22 protein-coding genes are annotated in these 25,444 nt (G+C 43.9%); 7 read left to right on the forward strand and 15 right to left on the reverse strand.

Features of this window, described 5'->3' with window-relative positions; genetic code table 11:
- The first annotated feature begins 60 nt into the window (after positions 1-60).
- Positions 61-1,536: a DEAD/DEAH box helicase gene (locus AB1S55_RS01585; RefSeq protein WP_370980025.1), complete on the forward strand. Its 1,476-nt coding sequence runs from the start codon at positions 61-63 to the stop codon at positions 1,534-1,536.
- A gap of 421 nt (positions 1,537-1,957) precedes the next feature.
- Positions 1,958-3,796, forward strand: coding sequence for a hypothetical protein (locus tag AB1S55_RS01590; RefSeq protein WP_370980026.1), 1,839 nt, complete (start codon positions 1,958-1,960; stop codon positions 3,794-3,796).
- A 74-nt stretch (positions 3,797-3,870) separates the two neighbouring features.
- On the opposite strand, the gene AB1S55_RS01595 is transcribed toward AB1S55_RS01590, so the two are convergent.
- A complete protein-coding gene (locus AB1S55_RS01595; RefSeq protein ID WP_370980027.1) occupies positions 3,871-4,404 on the reverse strand; it encodes a DUF1456 family protein in 534 nt (177 codons plus the stop codon).
- Positions 4,405-4,624: 220 nt separating this feature from the next.
- Between AB1S55_RS01595 and AB1S55_RS01600 the strand changes: the two genes are divergently transcribed.
- Complete coding sequence (locus tag AB1S55_RS01600) at positions 4,625-5,560, forward strand: TIGR01777 family oxidoreductase (RefSeq protein ID WP_370980028.1); 936 nt, start codon at positions 4,625-4,627, stop codon at positions 5,558-5,560.
- 42 nt (positions 5,561-5,602) lie between these two features.
- Here AB1S55_RS01600 and AB1S55_RS01605 read toward each other — a convergent pair whose 3' ends face one another.
- Positions 5,603-6,064, reverse strand: coding sequence for a carboxymuconolactone decarboxylase family protein (locus AB1S55_RS01605; protein ID WP_370980029.1), 462 nt, complete (start codon positions 6,062-6,064; stop codon positions 5,603-5,605).
- 139 nt (positions 6,065-6,203) lie between these two features.
- Here AB1S55_RS01605 and AB1S55_RS01610 point away from each other — a divergent pair, with 139 nt between their 5' ends.
- Together AB1S55_RS01610 and AB1S55_RS01615 are read left to right on the forward strand one after the other, a co-directional pair.
- Entirely contained in the window at positions 6,204-7,136 is a 933-nt protein-coding gene (locus tag AB1S55_RS01610) for a LysR family transcriptional regulator (protein WP_370980030.1), read from the forward strand.
- Positions 7,137-7,307: 171 nt separating this feature from the next.
- A complete protein-coding gene (locus AB1S55_RS01615; RefSeq protein ID WP_370980031.1) occupies positions 7,308-7,772 on the forward strand; it encodes an SRPBCC family protein in 465 nt (154 codons plus the stop codon).
- On the opposite strand, the gene AB1S55_RS01620 is transcribed toward AB1S55_RS01615, so the two are convergent.
- The 3 genes from AB1S55_RS01620 to fur form a co-directional block, all read right to left on the reverse strand.
- Positions 7,762-8,193: a hypothetical protein gene (locus tag AB1S55_RS01620; protein ID WP_370980032.1), complete on the reverse strand. Its 432-nt coding sequence runs from the start codon at positions 8,191-8,193 to the stop codon at positions 7,762-7,764. The genes AB1S55_RS01615 and AB1S55_RS01620 overlap by 11 nt on opposite strands.
- 330 nt (positions 8,194-8,523) lie before the next feature.
- The gene (locus AB1S55_RS01625; RefSeq protein WP_370980033.1) at positions 8,524-9,444 is read right to left on the reverse strand and encodes a glucosaminidase domain-containing protein; all 921 of its coding nucleotides are present in this window, start codon (positions 9,442-9,444) and stop codon (positions 8,524-8,526) included.
- Positions 9,445-9,612: 168 nt separating this feature from the next.
- Positions 9,613-10,020 carry a ferric iron uptake transcriptional regulator gene (fur, locus tag AB1S55_RS01630; RefSeq protein WP_370980034.1) on the reverse strand — a complete coding sequence of 136 codons (408 nt, stop codon included), beginning with the start codon at positions 10,018-10,020 and terminating at the stop codon, positions 9,613-9,615.
- Between the two features lie 77 nt (positions 10,021-10,097).
- On the opposite strand from fur, the gene AB1S55_RS01635 reads away from it, so the two are divergent.
- The gene (locus tag AB1S55_RS01635) at positions 10,098-10,508 is read left to right on the forward strand and encodes an outer membrane protein assembly factor BamE (protein ID WP_370980035.1); all 411 of its coding nucleotides are present in this window, start codon (positions 10,098-10,100) and stop codon (positions 10,506-10,508) included.
- Between the two features lie 107 nt (positions 10,509-10,615).
- Here AB1S55_RS01635 and AB1S55_RS01640 read toward each other — a convergent pair whose 3' ends face one another.
- From AB1S55_RS01640 to AB1S55_RS01670, 7 genes are all read right to left on the reverse strand, one after another.
- Complete coding sequence (locus tag AB1S55_RS01640; protein ID WP_370980037.1) at positions 10,616-11,926, reverse strand: MATE family efflux transporter; 1,311 nt, start codon at positions 11,924-11,926, stop codon at positions 10,616-10,618.
- Between the two features lie 165 nt (positions 11,927-12,091).
- On the reverse strand, positions 12,092-12,673 hold the full coding sequence (locus AB1S55_RS01645) for a DUF4136 domain-containing protein (RefSeq protein ID WP_370980038.1): 582 nt from the start codon (positions 12,671-12,673) through the stop codon (positions 12,092-12,094).
- 23 nt (positions 12,674-12,696) lie between these two features.
- On the reverse strand, positions 12,697-13,296 hold the full coding sequence (locus tag AB1S55_RS01650; protein ID WP_370980039.1) for a hypothetical protein: 600 nt from the start codon (positions 13,294-13,296) through the stop codon (positions 12,697-12,699).
- A gap of 18 nt (positions 13,297-13,314) precedes the next feature.
- The gene (locus AB1S55_RS01655) at positions 13,315-13,977 is read right to left on the reverse strand and encodes a hypothetical protein (RefSeq protein WP_370980040.1); all 663 of its coding nucleotides are present in this window, start codon (positions 13,975-13,977) and stop codon (positions 13,315-13,317) included.
- Between the two features lie 5 nt (positions 13,978-13,982).
- Positions 13,983-14,561: a DUF4136 domain-containing protein gene (locus AB1S55_RS01660; RefSeq protein WP_370980041.1), complete on the reverse strand. Its 579-nt coding sequence runs from the start codon at positions 14,559-14,561 to the stop codon at positions 13,983-13,985.
- Between the two features lies 1 nt (position 14,562).
- Positions 14,563-17,613 (reverse strand): efflux RND transporter permease subunit, encoded by a 3,051-nt coding sequence (locus AB1S55_RS01665; RefSeq protein WP_370980042.1) that lies wholly within the window; start codon positions 17,611-17,613, stop codon positions 14,563-14,565.
- 9 nt (positions 17,614-17,622) lie between these two features.
- Positions 17,623-18,687: an efflux RND transporter periplasmic adaptor subunit gene (locus AB1S55_RS01670; RefSeq protein WP_370980043.1), complete on the reverse strand. Its 1,065-nt coding sequence runs from the start codon at positions 18,685-18,687 to the stop codon at positions 17,623-17,625.
- A gap of 309 nt (positions 18,688-18,996) precedes the next feature.
- Between AB1S55_RS01670 and AB1S55_RS01675 the strand changes: the two genes are divergently transcribed.
- Complete coding sequence (locus AB1S55_RS01675) at positions 18,997-21,390, forward strand: arylsulfatase (protein ID WP_370980044.1); 2,394 nt, start codon at positions 18,997-18,999, stop codon at positions 21,388-21,390.
- A gap of 65 nt (positions 21,391-21,455) precedes the next feature.
- Here AB1S55_RS01675 and AB1S55_RS01680 read toward each other — a convergent pair whose 3' ends face one another.
- From AB1S55_RS01680 to AB1S55_RS01690, 3 genes are all read right to left on the reverse strand, one after another.
- Complete coding sequence (locus AB1S55_RS01680; RefSeq protein ID WP_370980045.1) at positions 21,456-22,259, reverse strand: hypothetical protein; 804 nt, start codon at positions 22,257-22,259, stop codon at positions 21,456-21,458.
- Between the two features lie 69 nt (positions 22,260-22,328).
- Positions 22,329-23,399: an ABC transporter substrate-binding protein gene (locus tag AB1S55_RS01685; RefSeq protein ID WP_370980046.1), complete on the reverse strand. Its 1,071-nt coding sequence runs from the start codon at positions 23,397-23,399 to the stop codon at positions 22,329-22,331.
- 53 nt (positions 23,400-23,452) lie between these two features.
- On the reverse strand, positions 23,453-25,069 hold the full coding sequence (locus AB1S55_RS01690) for a sulfatase-like hydrolase/transferase (RefSeq protein ID WP_370980047.1): 1,617 nt from the start codon (positions 25,067-25,069) through the stop codon (positions 23,453-23,455).
- Positions 25,070-25,444 lie beyond the last annotated feature (375 nt).

The following is a 25,444-nucleotide window of genomic DNA, read 5'->3' on the forward strand; positions in this document are numbered from 1 at the left end:
ATGGCGCCTGCGTCAGCATTCCAGTATGCTGCGCGCCCCTTTACCCTATCGAGATGAAATGTGAGCAAACGCTTTGCCGATCTTGGCCTGCGAGCCGAACTATTAAAAGCTGTTGAAGACCAAGGCTACGATACTCCTTCCCCTATTCAGGCCGAGGCTATACCGGCGGTACTGGAAGGTCGAGACGTACTCGCAGCAGCACAAACAGGCACAGGTAAAACAGCAGGTTTTAGCTTGCCGATTCTCGATAGACTAAGCCGTGGTGAACGCGCCTCGGCCAACCAAGTTCGCGCCCTTATCCTATGTCCAACACGCGAACTTGCAGCCCAAGTAGCAGAAAATGTTGCCCACTATAGTGCGCATTTGCAATTAAGCTCAGCCGTCGTTTTTGGCGGAGTAAAGATCAACCCTCAGATGCAGCGCTTACGCCGTGGTGTTGATGTCTTGGTTGCAACACCAGGTCGTTTACTCGACCTTCACAACCAAAACGCCGTTAAGTTTAAGCAATTAGAAGTATTGGTCTTTGATGAAGCCGACCGCATGCTCGATATGGGGTTTATTCACGATATAAAACGTATTTTAAAAGTATTACCTAAAGAACGTCAGAGCCTGATGTTCTCAGCCACTTTCTCGAAAGAAATTCGAGAACTGGCTAAATCCATGGTGCGCAATCCCGTAGAAATATCTGTAACACCTCGCAATGCGGCGGCTAAAACCGTTAAACAATGGTTGGTTCCCGTTGATAAAAAACAAAAAGCCCGCTTGCTTATCGCCTTATTCAAACAGTATCAATGGCAACAAGTACTCATCTTTTGCCGAACCAAACACGGCGCCAACAAATTAACAAAACAATTAATTGAAGCTGGTATTCAGGCGGCCGCGATTCATGGCAATAAAAGCCAAGGCGCACGCACACGCGCACTGGCCGAATTTAAAGATTTAAAAATACGTGCATTAGTTGCCACCGACATTGCTGCTCGCGGCATTGATATCGACCAACTACCGCAAGTGGTTAACCATGACCTTCCTAATGTCCCAGAAGACTATGTTCACCGCATAGGCCGAACAGGTCGTGCTGGAGCCACAGGTGAAGCCGTTTCACTTGTAGCTGCTGACGAACATAAACTGCTTGTCGATATTGAACGCTTAATAGGTAAGCTTATTGATCGTGAGTACGAGCCAGGCTTTGAACCTTCGCATGAGTTGCCAGCATCAACAGCTAATTTTAAACCTAAAAAAATAAAAAAACCGAAAAAGCCAAAATCAACTAACGAAAACCGAACACAAGAGCAAGGAAACCGCCCTGCTCGAAATGCTACAAACAATAAAAAACGCAAAGACAATCATCGTAATAGCGATGAACACCGCGACGGCCAAAAGCCAACTGGCAGCCGTCATAAACGTCGCAGCGGTAATAGCAGCAATAAAACGACCAGCAACAACAGCAAAGCTAGTAATCGCGATGGTCGCAATGTCAACGGTGAAAAAACCAAAAGTCGACCTAAAAGCGCTGGCACACTTGTTAAACGCCGTTAACATTAAAAGCAGTATTAAACCCATAATAGAAAATGAAACATGCCCTCAATAAAATAGAGGGCATAAATCTATAGGCACTAGATCATCCCATCAAAGCTTAGTAAATCTCTCCTCACAGAATGCAAGCTATAGAACATATCCAGTAGTAACGAAGTACTTTTCTTGATCCTTACCCTGAAAAACACCACTTATTACTTTTTCGAATAAGACAAGGCGTCGTGTTACTGACGCAGTTTGATACTTAAATTCCCACATGCATCATGGTGGCGCGTTTTTCATTGACAGTACATACAAACACAACCAATAATGCGCCTTTGATATAGCTATAACCTTCCTACCATTTACTACTTAAGGTTCTATATCAGAGTTCCCAGGGATGGCTTGCACTATAAATTTAGCTTCAATAAAAATAAGGTGTCCCATGCAAGCAAAACTTAGTCGTTTTCGTTTATTCTGTTCTGTCGCCGGCTTTACGCTTTTAAGCACGGTTATATCGTCTTCACTTCAAGCCCAAACGATAGGGCACTCGTCGGGCATGTGCTTAAGCACAGAGAACAATTCAGCCAGCCCTGCTAACGGTAGTAAAGTTGTACTTAGCAACAGTTGCTCAGGCCTTGCATCTCAGTTTAGCTGGACCTCAGGCGGTAGCATTAAGCACCTACCCTCTAATAAATGTGTACATCCTGGCGGCGCCAGTATTCCTGAGAACGGGACTAATTTAGTTTTGTGGGATGGCTGTGATTTTGCCGACCGGGTGCGTTTCAACCGAAGCGTAGCCGGAAGCATGCAACAAGTATCCAGCAACATGTGTGTACACCCCAATGGAGGTTCGGCAAATCCAGCCAACGGCACAAACCTTGTTATGTGGAGTGGTTGCGGTGAAACACGCCTTGCCTTTACCCCTCAAACAAGCAGTGATAACAATCAGCCCGTTGCTGGCGTCGCAAGTCGTAGCGCCTTAGTGAGCGCAATCAACAACGCAAATGCCGGTGATGTTATTACTTTGTCAGCCAACTTCGCTTACCAAGAAGCCATTACGATTACTAAGTCCATCACGATTGAAGGTAACGGTAAAACCATTAATCACAGCGTGCCAACAAGCGGAGCCTATGCAGAATTTACACCTGCTTTTGTTATAGCAGCTAACAATGTTGTACTTCGCAACCTAACTATTAATGGCAACAACCGCAATGGTTCTAACACGCTAGTAGAAATGAATAATAAAGGCACAACACGCTCAAATAACTTTAGCCTTTATAACGTAACTTTGATGAATGCGACTGCTGGATTACGCAACCAAGGCCTTATTCCTTCTAACTTAAGTGTGCAGAAAAGCACCTTTCGCAACCTAAACAAAGGGATAGACCTGACTCGCGACGCCTCATTAGCTACATTCAACCCAACATCAACCAATCTCTACGATACAGCCGGACAACGCTTGTATTACCAAAGTGCTGGTTCATTAATAATTAAGGAAAATAGATTCTTTGTTGATGCGGGCCAACTGAGCATGCAAGTAGGCGTGCAGATTGATGCAGGCAACGATGGCTTTAATGCGTATGAGGCACCAGGTTTTCCGACAAATACACAAGCATATCGTGGTGCCAACAATTATTTGATCACGAAATTTAATGGCGGTGTTATTTCTCATAATACTGGCCAAGCTTCCTCTGACCCAGTTCGAGCAAGCGAATTTCCAATTGCCGTCGCCAAAGTAGCCGATGTCAGTATCGAACATAACTATGTTGAAACCATTGGTACAACCAGTGATCAATATGATTTCTCATCAGGTATTAATGTTGAGCATATGTCCCGTGATGTTACCGTGCAAAACAACACTGTTGCTGTCAACCGAGTGGTTAATGGGGATCAAAACAATCAGGCGATTAGCGTTTTACCTTTCCAAGACCACGGCAGTAATGCAAACAGTGCAGACGCAACCGTCGGCGTTAAGGTTATTAATAACGTATTCTACGGCTCTGCTCGTAGCGGTATTTTTGCATTAGCGTTTAGAAATTTAGAAATTGACGGTAATGACTTCAGTAACTTCACCGTATCTCGTCAGGGTCTATCAACGTTTAACTTATTTAACACTGATGATAATGGCAATGGCGCATTAGATGCAGCTGAACGATCAACCCTAACAGGCTCATTTGTAAATATTGGCGCAAGCTCCAATCTTGGTGCAAGCGGCTTAGTTGAAGCAACCTTGTTTAATACCGAAGACCCTTCTACCCTTCCTCCAGATCAGCGTCACTAAAACAAGTACAAAGTAAGAGGGAGCCTATCTACCCCTCTTACTTTTATTTTTTCACTTTAGAAAATCTATTTAAATCACTTTTTAAGATCAGGCCAAACAAACTCAGATTTAGGTCTTAGTTTTTCTTGTAAGCCTTGTAAAAATCGCCTTAACACCTGATCTTTACACTCACGATAATGCTTATGTTTTTTTGCTCGAAAAAAAGCGCTCAATTCATGAGGCCCTATTTTTAAGCCGCCCAACTGAATCAGATCGATCATCGCCTCACTCTGCAATTTAAAAGCAATTTTCAACTTGCGTAAGATGAGATTATTATTGAGCCTGTTTTCGGGTTCAGGTGGCCCGCCCTCTACAGCACCTCTCTTATCGACAATCAAAGCATTAAGAAAGATAGCAAGCTCACGATCTTGCATACTCTGATAATCGTCATCGTCGTTGCTTTTCATCCAACTGCACAGCTGAGCTCTTTTCACCTCTACACCGAGCAAGGAGAAAAGCTTAAGCATTTTCTCATCATTGTAATCCAGAGCATAACGAAGCCGCCTAAGCACGTCATTATTGGTCATTGTATAGCTACCCCAAGTGCCATTAGCGTTAACATAGAACATGAAAGCCACTACGCTAGAGTGTGGCCAAGTTGTAACAGGCTACAGGACTTATAACTCTTTTTCACTTAACAGCGCGCCCAATAAACACCCTATTAATATGCTTAGGTCCCAACTTAAACCACCTCGTGCAAACTACAACAAGAAGGCAGAGATCTATAAACCCACTACATACGTACTATGTATTAGGTGCTCAGAACATAAGTGAAATATAGAGAAAGCCATGAATATACTAATCTCAGGGGGTACTGGTTTTATAGGCCGTGCTCTATGCAAACAGCTAGTCAAAAACCACACTCTGCTTATTAAGACCAGATACACTAAAGCGCCTAAGTGTCTTTCTGAGCAAGATGAAATACACTTTATCCAAGATTTGACTGAACTGCCAGATACCTATAAATGTGATGTAGCCATCAATCTTGCGGGTGAACCTATAGCCGATAAACGCTGGAGTAATGCTCAAAAGCAAGAGCTACTTAGAAGTAGAGTTTCAAGCACACAAGAATTTATTGACTTATTTATACGCCTTAAACAAAAACCCGAAGTTTTTATAAGTGGCTCGGCGATTGGATATTATGGTATTGATTCATGCGATCAAGCTATCAATGAAGAAGGGCGAAACGATCACAGTTTTTCCTCTTACCTTTGCCAGCAATGGGAGGCTTCTGCCCTACAGGCAACAGAACTCGGTATTCGAACCTGTCTTTTGAGAACTGGTATCGTGCTCGGACATGACGGTGGCGCATTAAAGAAAATGCTTACTCCTTTCTCTCTAGGACTAGGAGGTAAAATAGGAACAGGGAAACAATGGATGCCATGGGTTCATGCCATTGATCTTATTGGCATTATCGAGTTATGCATAACAAACAAGCAACTAAGTGGTCCGGTTAATGGCACTGCCCCCAAGCCTGTTAATAATAGTGAATTTACGCATGCTCTAGCTCACTCACTTAAGCGGCCAAGTTTCTTTACAACACCATCGTTTGTGATCAAACTTATTTTTGGACAAATGGGTGTAGAGCTATTGCTCTCTGGGAAAAAAGTAATACCAGAAAAAGCCATCAATAATGGCTACCAATTTCAATACCCAACTATAGAAGAGGCCCTGTCTAAAATACTTAAACAGGGAGTTGCTCTTAACAAAAATCAAGATAAATAAACTCAGAAAAAATGTATATTGCCATTCTCGCCTAAAAGAAACTTAAGAAAACTGCCCTATTTGATAATCACCAGCAGGAATACCAAAAGCCTTCATTAGCTTTGTCCACGAATGTATATTCGTTATTGCCAAGCTTAAAATGGCAATGTTTTCTTGGCTTATGAAGTTAAGTAACTGCTGATAAAGCTCCTGCCCCTGTTGCTCATTACCAGACTCTAGTAGGAACTTTGCCCAAGCTAAGCATGCATGCTCTAAGTCGCTGTAATAGTCGACGCTGTCAAACACACAAACAGAATAGAGCTTATTAAGTTCTATTCCTGCATGCAGGGCTTCTTTAATATGCATATCAATACAATAGGCGCATTTTGAGTCAGTTGAAACATAGACACAGACAAGTTCTAACAGCCCCTTATCTAAACCACTACCGTGTACGGTTTCACCTATCGCAGACATTGACTGATAAATACTTGATGGAACTTCGTTAAAAGTAATTCGCGCTGTCATAGTTATACTCCTGTTTTAATAAGCCTTAGCTCTATTTTGTGAAAGACAACCGCATCATAAGCATTGCTCAAAAAACCTGAATACGACTATTATGCAAAGTACATTTGCATAATACGCAAAGGCGAACAGGAGTAAGCGAGTGCTTTCAGGTATTGAAATTCTTTTAAAGGTCATTGAGTGTGGTAGCTTTTCAAAAGCTGCAAGCGCTTTAAACCTTGCAACCTCGTCAGTAACTCGCCAAGTAAGCACGCTTGAAAAGGAACTAGGCACCGTACTCCTAAAACGTAGCACGCGCAGCTTAATGCTCACTGAGCATGGTGAGCAATTTATCGATGAGGCCAATGAGTTATTAGAGCAAGCCTATAGACTTAAACACAGATTCAAAGAAGAAAGCTCTAACATTAAAGGCAATCTCCACCTCTCTGTCTTTGAGAGTTTTGGCCGTGTTTTACTAGCGCCAAAACTCAAACACTTTCTGCATCGCTACCCAGATATTAATGTCGATTTATCCTTAGATAATCACGTTATTGACTTAAATAAACACAACATCGATATAGCAATACGTATTGGCAAACCACAAGACTCATGCTTAAAAGCAAGAAAACTGTTAAACAATGAGACTATTTTAGTTGCTAGTACGGACTATCTGCATAAAAACGGCTCCCCCCAAAAACCTGAAGATCTTGTCCATCACAGCTGCCTAAAAATCGGCAAACTAAAACAGAGAAACTATTGGTATTTCAGAAAAAAAACAAATAAAGCTAAGACAATACATTCCGACCAAGAACAGAAAAAGATAGCAATTAATGGCCGACTTTCTTCACTAGGAGGAACGGCCGTCATACAGGCTGCCAAAGATGGCCTAGGTCTAGCCCAGTGCTCGAAATGGCTGATTCAAGAAGAGCTTGCTTCGGGCCAACTGCAAACATGCTTGGGAGAGTGGCGGTGCAGCATGACAGAAGGGGAAACAAGCGAAATTTTTGCCCTCTATCGATCAGCAACAAGTAAGTCAGTATTAATCAATGCGTTTATGGCTTTTCTAGCCGAACAATTCCCTTTAAACGACGCTTAGTACTTCGCGCTAATTGGCTCAAGACGACATTACCAAAGGCATGCTCACAATGCCTTCAATCAACAAGAAAATGACCGCAAAAGCCAAATACAAACGATGGAAAGGCACTAAGATAAAACGTATTAACGCTTTAACTAAGAACCAGCTAGCATCCTAATAGATGGAGCCCATATGGATATTAAAGTAGAAACTGAAATCAACAGCCCAATAAAAACCGTATGGGAAGCCATTACCGATTTTGAACACTGCGCCGATCGAATCAGCGGCATTATCAATACAAAGGTCCTTGAGCGGCCTCAAAATGGCTTAGTTGGCCTAAAGTGGGAAGAAACCCGCCAAATATTCGGTAAAGAATCAACGGAAACAATGTGGATTACAGACACGGAAGAATATAGCTACTACCGTACGAGGGCTGAAAACTGTGGTGCCATTTATCTATCAACAATGTCTGTCAGACAAGAGGGTGCGCTCACTGTTTTGAGCATGTCGTTTAGTGGTTCGGCAAATAGCCTGATAATGCGCTTGATTTCATCACTGATGGGAATCTTTATTCAGGGCAGCATGAAGAAAATGATGCAAAAAGACCTTGATGACATCAAAGCCTTTATCGAGAGCAGTGCGCAGATTACCAGCTAGACCAATATGCGCCCCGAGCCTGCTGAGAATCAGGCTCTCCGTGTTTACTTGCTTCTACACGATCAAGCAGATGGCTACCGTTTAACTTTCCCTTTTCGATTAGCTCACAAATGGCAGCACCTATTACCTTGGACTGATCCGCGACATGCCCAGGCCTTGGTAATTCCGCTTCCAGCTTGCCTCTCAAAATAGCAATATGCATGCGCGGAATCATAGGCTCAAGGTGGTAGGCAAACATCTGCGCAAGCCCCGGCTCTAACCAACTTTGATTCTTGATATAAAAGACCCATGAGGTATCACGCAGGATCTTGGTTGCTGAGTCACTTAGCTGGTTAAAACACCAACGGGCGTAGGCTTCAGTATGGGTATCGTGCACTCGAATTTGGCTCTGATTAAAAGGCCAAGCGTAACGTACATCCATGATGTCATATCTCCACATCCCTATTATCTAGTTGCCAGTATAGTGCAGCCAGTGGCGCTTGCTTTAACTGTTACAGTAAAAGCAATATTTGCTGCCACACAAAAACCTTAAAAGATAAGGTCTACACATAGAGGCCAATAGCCATAGGGGCTGGAGGGTAAGCGGTATTCCTAGGAGCCAAGAAGAATAAGGTATTTATGACTAAAAAATCTAAAAGCTAAGCTCTGTTTAGGCTTAGCTACAATGCTAAAAAGCAAACGCTATAAGCATAAAAAAAGCAGCGCCACACCCTGTATGTTCACGCTGCTTTTCTTAGCCCAATATATGGACTCACTGACCGTGTTTGGCTGGCACCAAGTAGATGGGCTCCATATCGGTCAAACTCGCACTGTCAGCTGCCGCTAGGTGATTATGGCGTATCATCGAATGTAATAGCTCTACGTACTCTTGGCCTTTTTCACTGTATTTCACCAACCCGTTTGCCAAAGCCGTGCCCGTTAACTCTTTACCTTGCGCGCGTAACTTACTGCGAATCTCACGCAAAGCTTGATAAGCCGCATGCGTGTTTAAGTTCTGCATGTAGGCGACCACACTTTGCAGCGGGCTTTCAAACGCGGCCAGACCATAATTACCTAAGTGCTTGCGCTGCTCGGAAGGTTTCATGGCGTGATCACCCCAAGTCCACTGACCAAAAAGTGAATTACCCTGAGTGGCAAAACGTGAAGTACCCCAACCACTTTCTACTGCGCCCTGAGCCAAGGCCAAACTAACTGGAATAACATCAACTCGGATTGCCAATTCAGCGGCTTGTTCAGCTCCCAAGCTAATATCTTCCGTTTTGAGCACCTTGTAGCTTCGAGCAAGCTCAAGCAACCACTGCTTATCGCTCTCTTTCAGAGACTTAAAATCTGACTTAGTTAAGCTCAGAAAACGCTTACGCTGCTCAATAATCAGCTCATTGGCCCGCAGAACCAAGGGAGCTAAACCGCGGAAAAATAAGCGTTTTTTATTCGCCACGGTAATTTCTTTGCTTGTTTTACTGCTCCACGACTCAGGGATACTGGTGAAATAAAGGCGCGGAGCTTCACGCACCCCAGCTTGCCACGCTTCTGGTGTGTAGTTGTATTGCTTGTACAGTACCAAAATGTCTTGGTAACTATGGTAGATCTGAGTTTTGTGCTCTTCGGCAAAAACAGATGAAGTGAGGAATAGCGCTAGCAAGGTGATGCTGGCAAGTCCTTTTTTAAACATCGGGCCGGCTCCTTCTTGGAATGGCTTTATATTTAATCGTCTATAAATGGATATAGAAAGGGTGTGAAACAAGAGAAAAGCCCAACCAAACCCTACAATGTCCGAAAGATACGTTTGGCTAGGCTGAATTTAAACAATACAGCGCCCAAACACTGTATTGAGCCTTGATTAAGCTTTAGGCTTAACGTAGATGACCAAACTATGACCGGTTATCTCATAACCTGCCGTTTCTGCGATTTCATGCTGAAGACGCTCAATATCTTCATTGTGGAACTCGATTACTTTACCAGATTCGATACAAACCATGTGATCATGATGGTCGCCACGATCAAGTTCAAAGACACTGTGACCACCATCAAAATTATGGCGTTCAACCAAACCTGCACTCTCAAACTGAGTGAGTACGCGGTATACCGTGGCTAAACCAACATCTTCACCCGCTTCCAACAATGCTTTGTAAACATCTTCCGCACTCATGTGACGGGTATCGGAATTCTCCAGTATTTGAAGGATTTTAACCCTAGGTAAAGTTACCTTAAGGCCAACTTTTTTCAGTTCTTGGCTTTCTGCGGCCATCTTGATGCTCCGTGGGCTTCAAAGTGTGTATAAAGCACAGTATTATCGTCGGCCTGCATGCTTTCGGAAAGCCCTAAATGAAAAAAAGACTCAATCTCACCCTGATCAGCTTAATTATCCTTAGCTGCAGTGCGTGTTCTAACCTTAAATTCCCTTGGGTTTACCAGGTGAAGATTATGCAGGGTAACTTTATTGAACAAGATATGGTCGATCAGCTCGAAATTGGCCAAACCAAAAACCAAGTGCGCTATGTTCTAGGCACCCCGCTAGTAGAGGATACCTTTAACCCAGATCGCTGGGACTACTTCTACAATGTGCGCCGTGGTGACAAGGACTTTGGCAAGTGGCACTTCACCGTATTTTTTGAAGATGGCAAGTTAGCTCGTTGGGAAGGTGATGCCGAGCCTCGTAAGAAGGGACAAGTTGACAGCGAAGAACAAAACGAAGCTCTCGAACAAACCACCAAGAAACGTGACGCTAAGTTCTAATCATAGAGCCACTTAACAAGCTTTGAGTAGAAACTTACTTTATGGGCCGAAGCTAAACGTTTGGCCCTGCTAAAACCCAACAGGCGCTTCTTTAGGCCCGACAACAACTAGGCTTTCTTGGCCGCTGTGCGTTCTGGCAAGTGCTTAACCTGATACCAAGCCACCCACAAGCCCAACAAACCAATCATTGCCGAGCCCACCCATAGACCTATCAAAATACCCACCGGCCCTGCCATGCTAGCTCCAACATAGACAAAAGGCATAGTAAAGAGAGTCGCTTTAGCGAAGTTCATTGCTGTCGCCCAATGTGCCAGCTTAATATTGTTAAAGATCGCATTAGTACAAAAAGTTAGACCATTAAAGACAAACATGGTTGATAGCCCCCAACAGAACCAACGAATCAACTCACTGGCCTCTCCAGAGACATTAAATGCCCAGATTAAAGGGGTACTTAAAGCAAAGAGCAGCGCACAAGCGACCAGGCAATACACCAACACAAAAGCCACACTCTGCTTTAACGTTTCCTTAATACGATCAAACTGCAAGGCTCCAAGGTTTTGTCCCACAATAGGCCCAACAGAGCCGCTAAGCGCAAATAAGCCCGCAAAGGCCAAAGGCTGGATTTTGCTAACAATCGCGTTACCAGCAACCGCGGAATCACCAAAAGCCGCCATTGTCGCCGTGACATAGGCAACACCAATGGGCGTGCTTAAATTGGTTAATGCTGCTGGTAAAGCCACTTCTGAAAAATGACGAAAATCTCGCTTCAACGAAGCACGACAAGGCCATGCGAATAGCTCATGTTTGTGAACCACCAAATAATAACCATAAGCCAACATAGCCACACGGCACAGAACAGTAGCCCAGGCAGCTCCTTCTATCCCCCAATCCAAAGCAAAAATTAAAATAGGGTCAAGCACAGCATTGACCAAACCACCTAAAAGGGTCAGATACATCGCCTCTTTAGCATTACCTAAAGCACGTATGACGCCACTGGCAGCCATTGCCCCTGCCATCAGTGGCATACTCGGCAATACCACCGAGCTATAACTTAGAGCGAGCTCATGCGCTCGCCCCTCTGCACCTAAAGCACTCAGTAAGATAGGTAAGCTCAGCACCACAGCAATCATAATTGGGGTGGTGATCATCATAATCGCCAGAAAGACATTACCCACCAAACGGCGAGTTGCGACTTTATCCCCCACTCCAATACTTTGTGAAATCGTTGCGCCCACACCGATGCTTAAACCAATACAAAGACTCAGGGTAAAAAACAAAATCGATCCGGCATAACCAATAGCCGCAGCAAGCTCTATTTCCCCCAATAGGCTCAACCAATACATGTCGATAAGGTCAACCAGAAATAGGCTTAAGAGCCCCATTGTAGAAGCCAGCGTCATCACACTGATGTGACGCATAATGGAGCCCTGAGTAAATTTGGCTTGCATAAAAGAATATCAAGAGGAGGGAGTTGTTATGGTACGCCAAGCGTGGCTAAGCAGCTAGCAATGTGAATACCCTAAGATAAGAAACAGCCCCAAGAGCGGTGAACAACTTGGGGCGTAGAACGTCAATAGAAGAACTTATGGCTTGGGAGGAAAATCGGCCAAGATATTTGCTACAGCGTCTTTAACTACACGATCAAGCTCTTCTTTATTCATCATTACCTCAGGTAAACGACGCTTACCAGTGCCGCGCCAAAGTAACTTGTTACCAGTCGCCTCAAGCACATCAATGATCAAGATACCTTCGCGGTAGTTCTCAATTTCTGTTTCTGTGTACTCTTCACGTGTCTTTAAAAAGCTGCCGCCTTCATCACGATTCCAAGTAAAACCTGGAGCCATACCATCATAGACCTGATAATTATGAACGTCGGCACGATCTCGAGCATTGACGCTGTAGTTCACCTCTAAGACCCCATCAGCACGTTCAATGAAACCTTTTTTGGCAAGTTCTACATCAATGGCTGACTTAATTCGCTCATGAGCAATACTCGTCATTGCTGCATGCTGCTCAGTATCATCACCGTCATACCAGTGATAGGTTTTTACACCACTATAATCAAAAGACTGGTAATCCGTGCTTACTTCAAGCTTGTCTTTGGAAGAACAGGCCTGCATTAAAACGACACTAAACAGCACACCCAAAAGAGATAGTTTTTTCATTGTTTGTTCACAGTTATTTATAGTTAGTTAGAAGGCACCGAAGGCATACTTGCGCCTAGGCGCTGAATGAAGGCCTTAGTTCGCTCTTTGCTTTGTTCAGCAGATATTTTATCGCCAAGTACGTAAGCTTGCACAGCACTGCGCCACATCAGTGAGTTCGCTGTTTGATAGCCAGGTTTTGTCAATACCATAATCAGTGAACCTTTGTGATCCTGACTTGAGTGGGTATTCAAGTGGGGAAAGATTTGTGCAAGATGTTGAATGCGATCGGCCTTATGGCTGTTATCTAAAATAATCGCTGCGGCTACTAGATAATCGGCATCATCATGATTATTAACCAAGGTATAACCATGATCGGTAAGCTGTTTATTAAGCTCACTGTGAATCCATAAGGTGGTATCAGGCTTTACTTTAACAGGAGATAATTCATCAGCAATGATGACATCTCTATACCAGGCTACTTTAGCTCCAGGCTTTGGAGCAAAATCAGGACTGACAGTTGATACCGCTGAGTACTCATTTTTATACGCTGGCGTTGTTTGCACTGGCGCTTTTTCTTCAGGCTGCGTACACGCACTTAAAGCCCATACAGAAGCAACCACTAAACCTATTCTTTTAATCATTTTCAAATAACCTATACCTTAATTTGCTAAAGCTTGTTCCGCTTCTATAGAGCGTGTCCAACCATCTCGTTCGGTAAAACAAAAAACATAACGGCCACTGGCCGTCCTATCTTTTTTATCAAATACACTCAGTGCGGCCGCACGGCACTTTTTACCCTGCCAAGTTTGCACCTTTTCAGCCACAACCACACCACCAACACCAGTACTGGGAGCCTTCCATGTATGAGGCAAACCAATAGCTTCATCGTTTAAGGTATAGGTAATATTAGACTCCAGGGCCTGTGAATCAGACTGAGTAAAATAACGCAGAGGTGTTTCTCTTATTTTCCATCCATTTTCATTTTTACACAGATCAAATTGGTAACGTTCACGCCTTTGTTGCTTATTAATAAATTCAAACTTTACTCGGCGACAAGGCAAACCGTCACTTTTATAAGAAACCGTCGCTTTCATTCGCCCCTGCAAACCGTCTTTAGATTCCCAATAGCTGACGGTGCGATCAGCACTGTGATCAAGCATCTCACCGACAGCTTTACGTAAAGAATCTGTATCCTCTTTATTAAAAGAGCCAAATACAGAGCGAGATAAAAACTCATATTTCTTTGAAGCTTGAGCAGGCAGCGCAGCGCTGCCCAAGGCAGCGACTACTAAAATCCATTTATAAGAAGAGATCTTCATCATTCTGCCTATTTAGCTGAAGCTGGAGCCGGCACTGGGTATTTGCGGAAAATACGTGACACCGTGTCATAGGTAACATTTTTCACATCGCCTTTATCACTCTCTCTGAGAGTGCCAATGGCTATACCTTCCCAAACCAATTTGTTTTCTTTGGTATCAACTACGTCGATATTGAGGGTGCCTTCGGTGTATTGGCGCACAGTCGTATCAGTGCCATAACCCATGCCGTAGCTATAACCGTAGCGGCCGCGATAGCCATAGTAACCCATAGACATAGAAGGGCTGCTTGTGGTGCTGACCTTTTCTTTGGTGTGTATATAGAAGTTGACCATGACATCTCCGCCCTCTTCAACTTGCTTTACACCCCGGGCAGCCATTTCTTTCACTATTGCGTCTTTTAGGTAGCGCAAAGTGAAACTATCATATTTCTCAGCCTCTTCAGGGCCTGCATTCGGTACAAAATTAAAGCTCTTATAGTCAGCAAAATTCCAATCCGGTTCGGTATTGGAGTGAATTCTAGGGGCATTGCTACACGCTGTTAAAAGCACCATTAGTAGCGATACAAGAGCAAATTTAAGACTATTCATTTTATTCCATCCCTCCATCAGGACTTGCTTTAACTCTGTAAATTAATGCGTATAAAACAGGGACTATAACCATGGTTAGAACCGTCGCACACATCAAACCAAAAATAATAGTAACCGCCATCGCTGCAAAAAAAGCGTCTAAGAGCAAAGGCACCATACCCAAAGCGGTCGTCAACGCAGCCATACTCACCGGCCTTAAACGGCTAATAGCCGAAAACACAATCGCCTCATGCAAAGGTTTGCCCCCTGCACTTTCAATATTGATCTGGTCAATTAATACAATCGCATTCTTAATTAGCATGCCCATCAAACTTAAGAAGCCAAGCAGAGCCATAAAACCAAAAGGCTGATGCGCACCTAATAGACCATAGGTAACACCAATTAGTGCCAAAGGAACACAAGACCAGATAATTAAAGGCTGACGTAAATTATTAAACAGCATGATGGTTATCACCACCATCATAAGAATAAAGACAGGCAACTTGCTTGCAAGAGCGGCTTGGGCCTTGCCGCTATCTTCATACTCCCCCCCCCATTCAAGGGTATATCCTGGCGGCAATTCAAGTGCTTCGATTTGCGGTCTAACACGCTTAAAGAGCGCACTGGCTTGCCCCAGTGTAGGATCTGCAAACACCGTAATAGTTAGCTTTCTATCACGCCGATACAACATTTCATCCTCATAGGATGTTTCAAAGTCGGAAACCACTTGGCGTAAGGGGATAAATTTATGTGTCGCATTGGAATAAATTTGAACATTATTCAAGCTAGACACATCTCGGCGGCGCTCATCGGGCGCTCGAAAGATAATAGGCAATAATAAATCATTATCGCGATAAACCCCTACCTGAACACCATCGAAATTTTCTTTTATTGTTTCGGCTATGTCCGTACGGGTAATACCATTTAGATTAGCTTGTTCTTCAGCAACAATAGGCTTAACAACCTTCACGCGCTGACGCCAATCAGTACGCACCGACTTGCTATCACTATCAGCTAATAAAATCTCTTCAACTTGCAGCGATAAACGACGCAACTCATTAGCATTAGGCCCAGATAAACGCGCCTGAATTTTACCGACAGAACCTGGCCCCAGCATAAATTTAGAGCCATAAGCCAATACGTCTGGATAGCTCTCACGCATGTGAGCCTCCAACTCAAGAATAAGCTGGTCCATATCCGTTTCGGGCTCAACATCCATAATTAATTGAGCATAAGACGAATTTAGCTTTTCAGGCGTATAAGTCAATAAGAAGCGTAAACCACCTTGGGCAATCAAAGAGCTCACATGAGTCACCTCCTCACGCCCGAGCAAATACTGCTCAACTTGCTCTGTCGTATCACGAGTGGCATTAATATGAGAACCCTGAGGCAGCCAGATATCAAGCATTAACTGGGGACGAGTTGAGGGCGGGAAAAAGCTCTGCTCAACATATTTAAAGCTCCACAAGGAAGAAGCAAATACCAACAGTACCGCTATCACCGTTAAGCGGCGACGGCGTATGCACATTTCCAAAAAGCGGCGGTACTTGCTATAAAACCCTCCGGCATAGGCATCACCACTTTCTGACTTTTTAGGTGCCTCTAAAAACCATACACACAAGAGAGGCATAATCGTCACAGCAGTGACCCAACTTAGTAATAAAGAGACAAATACAACTTGGAATAAACTTCGGCAGAATTCACCAGTACTGTCGTTAGACGTACCGATAGCGGCAAAAGCCAAGATGGCAATGAGGGTTCCCCCTAATAAGGGCATGGCATTTTGGGCAACCACTTCACTGGCAGCACGGCGCCGTTCTACGCCTTGTTGTAACTTCATTAGCATGCCATCTACCACCACAATGGCATTATCGACCAGCATACCTAAAGCAATAATAAGTGCACCAAGACTGATACGCTCAAGTGCTACGCCCCACGGCGCTAGAAAGATAAAACTACCAGCAATGGTAATCAGTAAAATGGCACCAATTAAGAGGGCTGAACGTAACCCCATAAAAAACAAAAGCACAACCACAACAATCACAACGGCTTGCAGTAATGAGCTAGTAAAGCCTTTAATTGCTGTTGCGACCGCTTCACTTTGCATTGAGATAATTCCCACCTCAATCCCTAAAGGAATCCTGCTCTTTAACTCTTCTGCACGCTCCTGCAGGGCCTCACCCATAACAACAACATTACCACCACTGACTGTACTAATTCCTAAACCGATGGCTTCTTGACCATCGTAACGAATCATACTTTGCTGAGGGTCTTTATAGTCTCTGCGTACAACCGCAATATCTTTTAAATAAATCTGCGCGCTGCCATCCGAGCTAATTAATAAATTTTCAAAATCTTCCTTGGAGCCAATAACACCACTCGGCTGGATCGCAATATATTCGGTACCCACTTTAACTCGACCTGTATCGGCCACTAAATTCTTACTTTTCAGAGAATTAATCAAGGTATTGGGGGGAATACCTAGCTGGGTCATGCGCTCGCGATCGAGCTCGACATACATAACTTCTTCACGCTCACCAAAAGTCTCAATTTTGGCGACGTCTTGCACAAGTAATAATTCCTTGCGCAGCATATCAACAACTTTTTTAAGCTCAGCATAACTATATTCATCACCATAAATGGCAACAAACACACCATAAACATCACCGTAATCATCAATTACCATCGAAGAAACGGCGCCAGGTGGTAGCTCTCCCTGGGCATCCCCAACTTTACGGCGTAACTCATCCCAAACCTGCGGTAAGGCAGCCCTATCGTATTTGTCTTTCATGGTCACGGTAATAGTACTTAAACCACGATCTGACTTAGAGACAACCTCATCGACCTGTCCCATCTGCTGGATGGCTTTTTCAATTTCGTCTGTTACTTCTTGCTCAACTTCCTGAGCTGTTGCGCCCGGATAGGGGGTAATCACTAAAGCGTCTTTAATGGTGAACTCAGGGTCCTCCAAACGGCTCATGCTATTAAAAGCACTTAAGCCACCTAGCAACATCAATACAGCAATAACTGCTGTAACGGTTGATTTACGAATACAAAAATCTGCAATATTCACAAGTAGCCCCTACTTAAACTCACGCACTTGAGCGCCAGCTTTAAGATGATGTACACCAGATGTTGCAATCACATCACCATTTTTTAGGCCACTTAATATCTCAATATTGCCTTTCACTAGCTGGCCGACTTCAACAAACTGCTGAGAGACGACATGGCTTGAATCAATAAGCCAAACATAGGCTTTACCATCGGAGTCATAGGCTACGCCATTCACCGGCACTTGCATGGCCACACCTTGAACCAGATTGGGTAAATCCACATAAGCTTTTGCCGTCATCCCCGGAAGAATCATCTCATCGCCCTCTGACTTAAAAGCCAGCTTAATGGCGTAGGTTCGAGTAGTCGGATTAGCTGTGGTTGATACCTCACGCACAACAGCAGGCACAATTTTCTTTGGAAAACCCGCAATTTGAACATGGGGGTCAAGCTCATTACGCGCTTCGCCTTGGCGTGAACGTTCAACACGAGCCCAATCACTTTCAGGGATATTTATGACCACCTCAAGATCACTTAAATTGTGCAGCAGTAAAACATCTTGTTTGGCGCGCACATTGGCAAAGTCATCCGCGATTTTCTTCGCAACCATGCCATCAAAAGGTGCGCGTAGGGTGGCGTCTTCTAAGGCTTTTTCTGAGCGTTCTAAATTAGCTTTGGCGGCACTCTCGCTGGTACGTAAATTGTCATAGTCCATTTGCGAAATAAATTGACCTTTAATCAATTCTTCACCGCGATTAAAGTTACTCTTAGCTCTGTCATACTCACTGCGAGCTGCGGCCAAATTACTTTCATAATCACGCAAATCAAGCTGAGCTAGAACATCACCTTTTCTAACTTCCTGCCCCTCAACCACCGGGAAATTTACGATGCGCCCAGGCACTTCAAACGCCATCGTCGACTCTTGGGCAGCGCTTACTTGGCCTGGGTATTCAAATCTAACAGTATCGGCGCTATCGACCGTATAAAATTTAACCGGTTTAATGATGTCTTTTATGGGTTCTGGCTCTTTTTTGCCACACGCACTAACAATAAGTACAAATGCTGAACAAAAAAGAAGAGATGTGAGGCGTAACATAGGGAATTTCCTTTAGAGCAAACTGTACTTGGCAAGCACAGAACTTCCATCTGAGGCTAGTAACAGACCATGCTAAGACAAAGTGCGGGCCCTGTCATCACCACACAAAGGAAAAGCCCAGCTAATCACCAGTGAGCTATGCATTAAACCAACAAAAGAGCTAGTATCAGCTTGTCGTATTGGAATACGGCCAGTCAGCTAGCAACCACTTAAATGTAGATCCATTAAGTGCTCTCAATAAGCCCTAAACCAATAGCCGGTTTTTTACGTAAAAGCCAAACAACTTATCATCTAGCATGGAATCCGCTTATGAAGCCCTCCCCCCTATCCACTGTTAAACGAGGCGCCCTACTCGGCCTCTTTGCCTTAGGCTTAAGTGCCTGCGGCGATAAAACCAACAGCGCCGCCGAACAAACAAACACTGCTGCAGATAAAGGCGCAACCAGCGCCAACACATACAGTACCAATGCCAAGGGCAATCGCATAAAACATGTCGACGGTTTTGGTGGTGTGATTGCTGAGCGTTATGAAGAATCAAAAGAGTGGTGGGCTCCAGAACCTGAGCCCCCTAAAGACGCGCCTAATGTCATTATCTTTCTACTGGATGACACCGGTTTTGCTCATATAGAAAGCTTTGGCGGCTTAATCAAAACACCTAACATTGATGCGCTTGCAGGAGATGGCCTGCGTTATAACAACTTCCATACCACGGCTTTATGCTCACCATCACGTGGTTCACTTATGGCCGGTCGCAACCCGCACAGTATAGGCTTGGGTTCACACGCCTTAACGGCTATGGGCTTTCCCGGTTACAACGCTGTTATGCCGGAATCGGCCAAATCAGTGGCCAACTACTTAGGTGAGCACGGTTATGTGAACTATGCGCTGGGCAAATGGGATCACACACCACTTTACGAAGTAAGCCAAGTAGGCCCCTTTGATAGGTGGCCAAGTGGTGAAGGTTTCCACCATGCTTATACCTTTATGGCCGCCGACGTTCACCAGTTTGTTCCGGTTATGTGGAACGACCACACCCCCGAGCACTATCGCAAAAGTGAGCATTTAGACAAAGACCTCGCTGACCGCGCCATTCATTACATTACCGGTCATAAAAGCATCAAGCCCGATATTCCTTTAATGATGTTATGGGCTTCCGGCTCTATGCACAGCCCTCACCATGCACCTGATAACTACCTTGATAAATACAAAGGTAAATTCGACATGGGATGGGATAAAACACGAGAAATAATCCATCAGCGACAACTTAAGCTTGGCATTATTCCTGAGGGCACCTTGCTTAGCCCGCGTATCGACGAGCTACCCGCTTGGGACAGTCTTAATACCGATGAGAAAAAGCTATATGCCCGCCAAATGGAAGTCTTTGCTGCCCAGCTTGAATATGTCGATATGCAAATTGGACGTGTTGTAGATGAGCTCAAACGCATTGGCGAATACGACAATACGCTTATCTTTGTAACCTCAGATAACGGGGCTAGCGGTGAGGGTGGCCTAGCCGGCACCTTTAACGAAACCTATGTACTTAATGGTTTACAAACTCCTTTTGAAGCCAATATGCGCCACCTTGAAGACTGGGGCCGAACCAATACATATCCGCACTATCATGCAGCATGGGCTATGGCGGGTAATACTCCCTTTAAATACTTCAAACAAAGTGAACACCGTGGCGGTCAAGCTGATGCTCTTATCGTAAGCTGGCCAACAGGTATTAAAGCACGTGGTGAAATTCGCAATCAGTACCATCACATTAGCGATATTGCGCCAACAATTATGGATGTTGTCGGCATCGAAGTACCTGAGACTTATCACGGCATAGAGCAGCAACCCATGGATGGCACCTCTATGGCTTATAGTTTTAATAATGCCGATGCACCTAACGCTAAAAAGCGACAGTACTATGAGATGTTTGGCAACCGCGCTATTTGGGTTGATGGCTGGAAGGCCGTGACCCTTCACGCAAATCGTATGCCGTGGGAGCTCAACGTAACCTTAGACTTCGATAAAGATGTGTGGGAGCTCTACCACGTCGCCGAAGATTTCAGTGAGAGTAAAAACCTCGCCGATGAAATGCCTGAAAAACTCGAAGAGCTAAAAGCCATCTTTGAAGAAGAAGCGTGGAAATACAATGTATTCCCTCTCTACGACGATATGATCAAACGCTTAGCATCACAACAAGACAGACTTTTTGGCGACCAAAAAGAATTTGTTTATTTTTGGCCTGGCGCTGTGCGCATAGCCGAAAAAGCCTCTGCGCCAGTAAAAGACCGAAGCCATACAATCACAACCCGTATTGACTATAACGGCAAAGACGAAGGGGTCATTGTCGCGGTGGGTGGTATGACAGGAGGCTTTAGCATGTTCATTCAAAACAGCCGCCTGAAATACGATTACAACTACTTAGACGGTGTTTATTACCAAATGCAATCACCAAAACTTAAAGCAGGCATAAACGATTTTGAATTTAAGTTCACCCGCTCAGGGCCTTTTGCGGGTACTGGAGAACTCTATGTTAATGGAAAAAAAGTCGATGAAGTCACCATGCCTAAGATGCACATTTCAACTTACTCACTAGCCGAAACCTTTGATATAGGTCGCGATACCGGCACTCAAGTAAGCAAACTCTATGAAGGGCCTTTTATTTACAACGGTAAACTGGATAGGGTTAATATCACCTTAAATGATTAAAATCTTAGTTAATAAATAACGTGTAGCTAAACTCACAAGCTAAGGCCCGCATAAAGCGGGCCTTTTTATATCTGGTAATTAAATTCTAAGCGGTGATTACCATCAGAAAAGTCGTTTAGCTCAGTCCAATTAGCAAAATAACGTAAATTAAAACGCGGGGTAAACTGATAACTTGCAGCAAACTCGTGTGTTAATAAATCACTTTGATCTGGCCCATAAGCATTCTCTTGATAATTTGTTGCCCCAGAAAGCGTTGTAAACCAGAACGGATTGTAGTTCAGCCAGATTTTATCTGTAACATCAAACTTACTATACATACCTACTAAGCCAAAGGCCCCATTGACAGAATAACCACTATCGATTCTGCCATCATCTTCTACAATATTAAGACCAAAATTTACTCCACCCCCCAGTAGCGGGTAAAACTGAAAACGGCCTAGCTTTGGTAAAGCTTGCATCAACGAGTAAGAGGCTGTACCCGAGCGCTCCGCTAATGCACTTTCTTTAAGAGAGTAACTGACATCAACTTGAGCACCGCGACCATTTGTCGTATTCACTTTAAAGTTTCGAAAACGAAAAGAATCAACACTATTATCACGAGGATTGTTACCACTATCCCAACCTAAAGCTTCGCCATAGATCCCCTTAATCTCGATGATATTCATGGCCATCTGGTTTTCCACACCAGAATCATAAGACTTGCCTAATTTAATATTAAGGCCCTGGTTGGTATAACCTGCTCCTGCTTGAGTATAGACTGCAAGCGGATCACTCATATCTTGAAGCTCAGGCTCATCGGCCCACACGGCAACACACAAAGCGCAAGAAACAACGCTATAAAAAACACCACTAATAATCTTCATTCTCATAGATTAACACTTACAAATTATTTGAAAGAATGGCCACTCAAGCGTCTAGCCTTATGAGCTCAATCCGAGTTATTTACTTGGGCTGAAAACTAATTCTTGATATTCACCAAATAGGTCATCGATGCTAAGTTGTTTCTTACTCATTCCCTGATGATAAGAATACTCTAAGAGTGCCTCAAGAGCTTTTTTGTTTCTCTCAACACCATAAGGCCAAAAATCATTGCCCATCGTATTCCGAGTTTGCTCTAGCGCCTGCGGATACCACGGAACACTATTAAAAGCCCAACCCAGGTCCATAGATTTAAAATCATATAACTTAGACTCACTGTAGGCATCATAAATACGCTGAGCTAAGCGTGGGTGCTTTTTAAGTAAGGACCTTTTCACTGCAACAGCATGCATGATCGGGAAGATACCCGTTTTTTTGTAATATTCTTGTTCGACGGCTACAGAGTCAGTAAAGAGACGAGCCACTTTAGGGTGACCATCAATATAAGCCTTAGGCTCTGCAGCATGAAACACAGCATCAACCAGCCCCTCTGCCAATAAGTCGGATTCACTCATGCCCTCAGGGCCAAGCTTAACGTCGAGTCCCCTAGGTACTAGGCTCTCGTTTTTCGATACCTTACCCACAGCCACAGCTGACGAATCTTGCTGTGATATGACCCAATGAATATCGGAAGGTTTAACCCCGTATTCATTCTCTAGTATCCCGCGAATCCAAGTTAGCGAGGTTGAAGAAAAACCTGCGGTAGCAATGGTTTTCCCTTTCAGGTCTTGTGGTTTTTTAATCCCCCTGTCCGTACGAATAAAAATACTTTTATGGCGAAACACCCTAACTGGATAGATAGGTAATAATTGGTAGTCATCAAAGCCATCATTAGCTACAGCCAAAATAAACGGATGAAGGCCAATCTCTGTAATATCATAACGTTGGCCACCACTAAAAGCTTCTGTATTTAAATCGCCAATCGCTCTTTGCTCAAAGCTAGCTTCTACACCATCGATCTTAACTATTCCATCGAAGAGCGCCCGAACACGATCTACCTTGTACCCAGCTACTTTAATAGATGTCGGTTTGTCCGCGTAAACAGGGCTTGCAAATACCAATACAAATAAAAAAAACGCCATGTATTTCATCTTTATTCCTTAATACAGATATAAAAAAGGCCTTCATAAGAAGGCCTCAATACTTATTTTTTAGGACTGTAATTCGAGAGACCAGTAAAGACAGGAGCTTTTCTGGGAGGCGTGTTTTTGTATTTTTTCATCTGAGCTTCATGACGACCTTTGATTGAATCAAAAGGCTCCCATGCCCATAAGAACTGCCCCATCATGCCTTTTTCTTCACGAGGGTCTTTGTACAGATCAAAAAATGATTTACCGACAAGCCCAGGACGTGACGACATCCAATGACGTTTGAATTGCTGTTTTACAGTTGCAGCATAATTCGGACCTGCATATACGTGAACATAATCTCTTCGGCTATGTCCATCGCCATTTAATAGCAGCGCGGTTTGATCAATCCCGTCAATGACACGGTTTCTAGGAATATCGTCTGTAGCACCACCTAAACGAGCGAACGTAGTAAACAAGTCACTTACGTGCAGAATATCACCAGCAACTGAGCCTGACTCAATGGTCCCAGGCCACCAAGCAAAGGCAGGTACACGAATGCCTCCCTCTAGGAATGAGCCTTTACCACCAGAGAAGATCGCTTGGAATGCCTCATCTGGGAAAATCTCTTTCATGGGGCCATTATCCGCCATCAGAATAATCAACGTGTTCTCTTCGATTCCCGCCTTTTTCACTTCGGCAATAACCTCTGACACCAGCTCATCCATATGCTCAACAAAATCGCCAAACGCATTATCACGAGCACTGTTAGCTTCCCGACCTCGATCGGTAAATTTCTCTACAAAATTAGGCCCATGAAACCAGTAATCCAAATAAAATGGTTTTTCATCATTAGCATGATCACGAATATATTGAAGTGAACGAGCATGAGTTTCATCAGTAAAACGGAGCTGCTCTTCTACAGATAAATCCTTATTCCAACGCTTACCAGGCTCTCCTTTCTTACCTTCAACCGCCCAGACGATATCTTCCCCCTTGTAGCGGAATTCCTTATCAATCGCATAACCATGCTGATCCCATTGATCTTCAGAGTAACCAATGGTCATACGTGAAATTTCGCCTGTCTCATTAAAGAATTGAGACGCAAACTGGTTATAGGTTGAAAATAACGCTTCATCAAAACCTTGGTTATGTAAATAACTCTCTTCAATATCACCTTGATGGGCCTTACCAAAAAAAGCAGTGCTATATCCATTCTTAGAAAGAATTTCAGCAATAGTTACTTCTTGTTTGGGTAAACCTAAACCATGAATAGGAAAAATAACCTGAAACATGCCCGAGCGAATAGGATGGCGCCCCGTTAAAGCAGCTGCGCGAGTTGGAGTACATGAGGGTTCGGTATACATGCGGGTAAAGGTCAACCCTTCTTCAGCCATTTGCGCAATATTGGGTGTATCGATACCATGCAATCGAGTCAGAATTGGGCTTCCCACATCGCCATAACCTGAGTCATCCCACATCAAGTGAATAATATTGGGTTTTTTACCGTATTTCTTTTCTAGAGCGGCTAAACGCTTGTCCAGTTCTAAATCTTCCTCGGCCCATGCTTCACCGTGCTGTTTCAACAAAACCTGATATTCCGCATCATGCACTATAGGCTTGGCTGACGCTGAAGCACCGAGCAAGGCAAAAAGCGATGCAGCAGCAATACCTATCCACTTTTGTTTTTTCATATCTAACTCCATTTTGTTAAAAGATTGGCTAATGCTTATGTCTCTTAGCCTAAATCCACTAAAACTGAAAGGAAACGTGTTTGTCCCCCAACTCAAAAAACACCAATAAATACAGTACTCGCCTTCCGGAAGGCGCTTAACATGCATAGTGCGGGCTATGTGATGATAGCCAAGCAACACACAAAATATGTAAAACATTAACCTGAAGTTTTAATCGAACAAATACAATCGAGAGCCCATTCTGGGTGAGCCCTAAAGCCTTTAGATTTTAAGTTGAAGTTATCTTTGACATGAAAGGTCACTATCCCAACCCCCTTCTAAGAGCCTCAACATTAGAGTTCCCCCCAGCATAGTGCAATCCGATTTCGGAAATAC

Origin of the sequence: Agaribacterium sp. ZY112 (genome assembly GCF_041346925.1) — a bacterium.
In the GTDB taxonomy this organism is placed as follows: Bacteria; Pseudomonadota; Gammaproteobacteria; order Pseudomonadales; family Cellvibrionaceae; genus Agaribacterium.

Bases quoted from the DNA above. Each gene is read 5' to 3' on its own strand.
- AB1S55_RS01600 (WP_370980028.1), top strand. From the start codon at position 4,625: ATGAATATACTAATCTCAGGGGGTACTGGTTTTATAGGCCGTGCTCTA.
- AB1S55_RS01625 (WP_370980033.1), bottom strand. From the start codon at position 9,444: ATGTTTAAAAAAGGACTTGCCAGCATCACCTTGCTAGCGCTATTCCTC.
- AB1S55_RS01655 (WP_370980040.1), bottom strand. From the start codon at position 13,977: ATGATGAAGATCTCTTCTTATAAATGGATTTTAGTAGTCGCTGCCTTG.
- AB1S55_RS01670 (WP_370980043.1), bottom strand. From the start codon at position 18,687: ATGTTACGCCTCACATCTCTTCTTTTTTGTTCAGCATTTGTACTTATT.
- AB1S55_RS01690 (WP_370980047.1), bottom strand. From the start codon at position 25,069: ATGAAAAAACAAAAGTGGATAGGTATTGCTGCTGCATCGCTTTTTGCC.
- AB1S55_RS01635 (WP_370980035.1), top strand. From the start codon at position 10,098: ATGAAAAAAAGACTCAATCTCACCCTGATCAGCTTAATTATCCTTAGC.
- AB1S55_RS01605 (WP_370980029.1), bottom strand. From the start codon at position 6,064: ATGACAGCGCGAATTACTTTTAACGAAGTTCCATCAAGTATTTATCAG.
- AB1S55_RS01595 (WP_370980027.1), bottom strand. From the start codon at position 4,404: ATGTTCTATGTTAACGCTAATGGCACTTGGGGTAGCTATACAATGACC.
- AB1S55_RS01650 (WP_370980039.1), bottom strand. From the start codon at position 13,296: ATGATTAAAAGAATAGGTTTAGTGGTTGCTTCTGTATGGGCTTTAAGT.
- AB1S55_RS01645 (WP_370980038.1), bottom strand. From the start codon at position 12,673: ATGAAAAAACTATCTCTTTTGGGTGTGCTGTTTAGTGTCGTTTTAATG.
- AB1S55_RS01685 (WP_370980046.1), bottom strand. From the start codon at position 23,399: ATGAAATACATGGCGTTTTTTTTATTTGTATTGGTATTTGCAAGCCCT.
- fur (WP_370980034.1), bottom strand. From the start codon at position 10,020: ATGGCCGCAGAAAGCCAAGAACTGAAAAAAGTTGGCCTTAAGGTAACT.
- AB1S55_RS01640 (WP_370980037.1), bottom strand. From the start codon at position 11,926: ATGCGTCACATCAGTGTGATGACGCTGGCTTCTACAATGGGGCTCTTA.
- AB1S55_RS01590 (WP_370980026.1), top strand. From the start codon at position 1,958: ATGCAAGCAAAACTTAGTCGTTTTCGTTTATTCTGTTCTGTCGCCGGC.
- AB1S55_RS01620 (WP_370980032.1), bottom strand. From the start codon at position 8,193: ATGGATGTACGTTACGCTTGGCCTTTTAATCAGAGCCAAATTCGAGTG.
- AB1S55_RS01660 (WP_370980041.1), bottom strand. From the start codon at position 14,561: ATGAATAGTCTTAAATTTGCTCTTGTATCGCTACTAATGGTGCTTTTA.
- AB1S55_RS01680 (WP_370980045.1), bottom strand. From the start codon at position 22,259: ATGAGAATGAAGATTATTAGTGGTGTTTTTTATAGCGTTGTTTCTTGC.
- AB1S55_RS01615 (WP_370980031.1), top strand. From the start codon at position 7,308: ATGGATATTAAAGTAGAAACTGAAATCAACAGCCCAATAAAAACCGTA.
- AB1S55_RS01675 (WP_370980044.1), top strand. From the start codon at position 18,997: ATGAAGCCCTCCCCCCTATCCACTGTTAAACGAGGCGCCCTACTCGGC.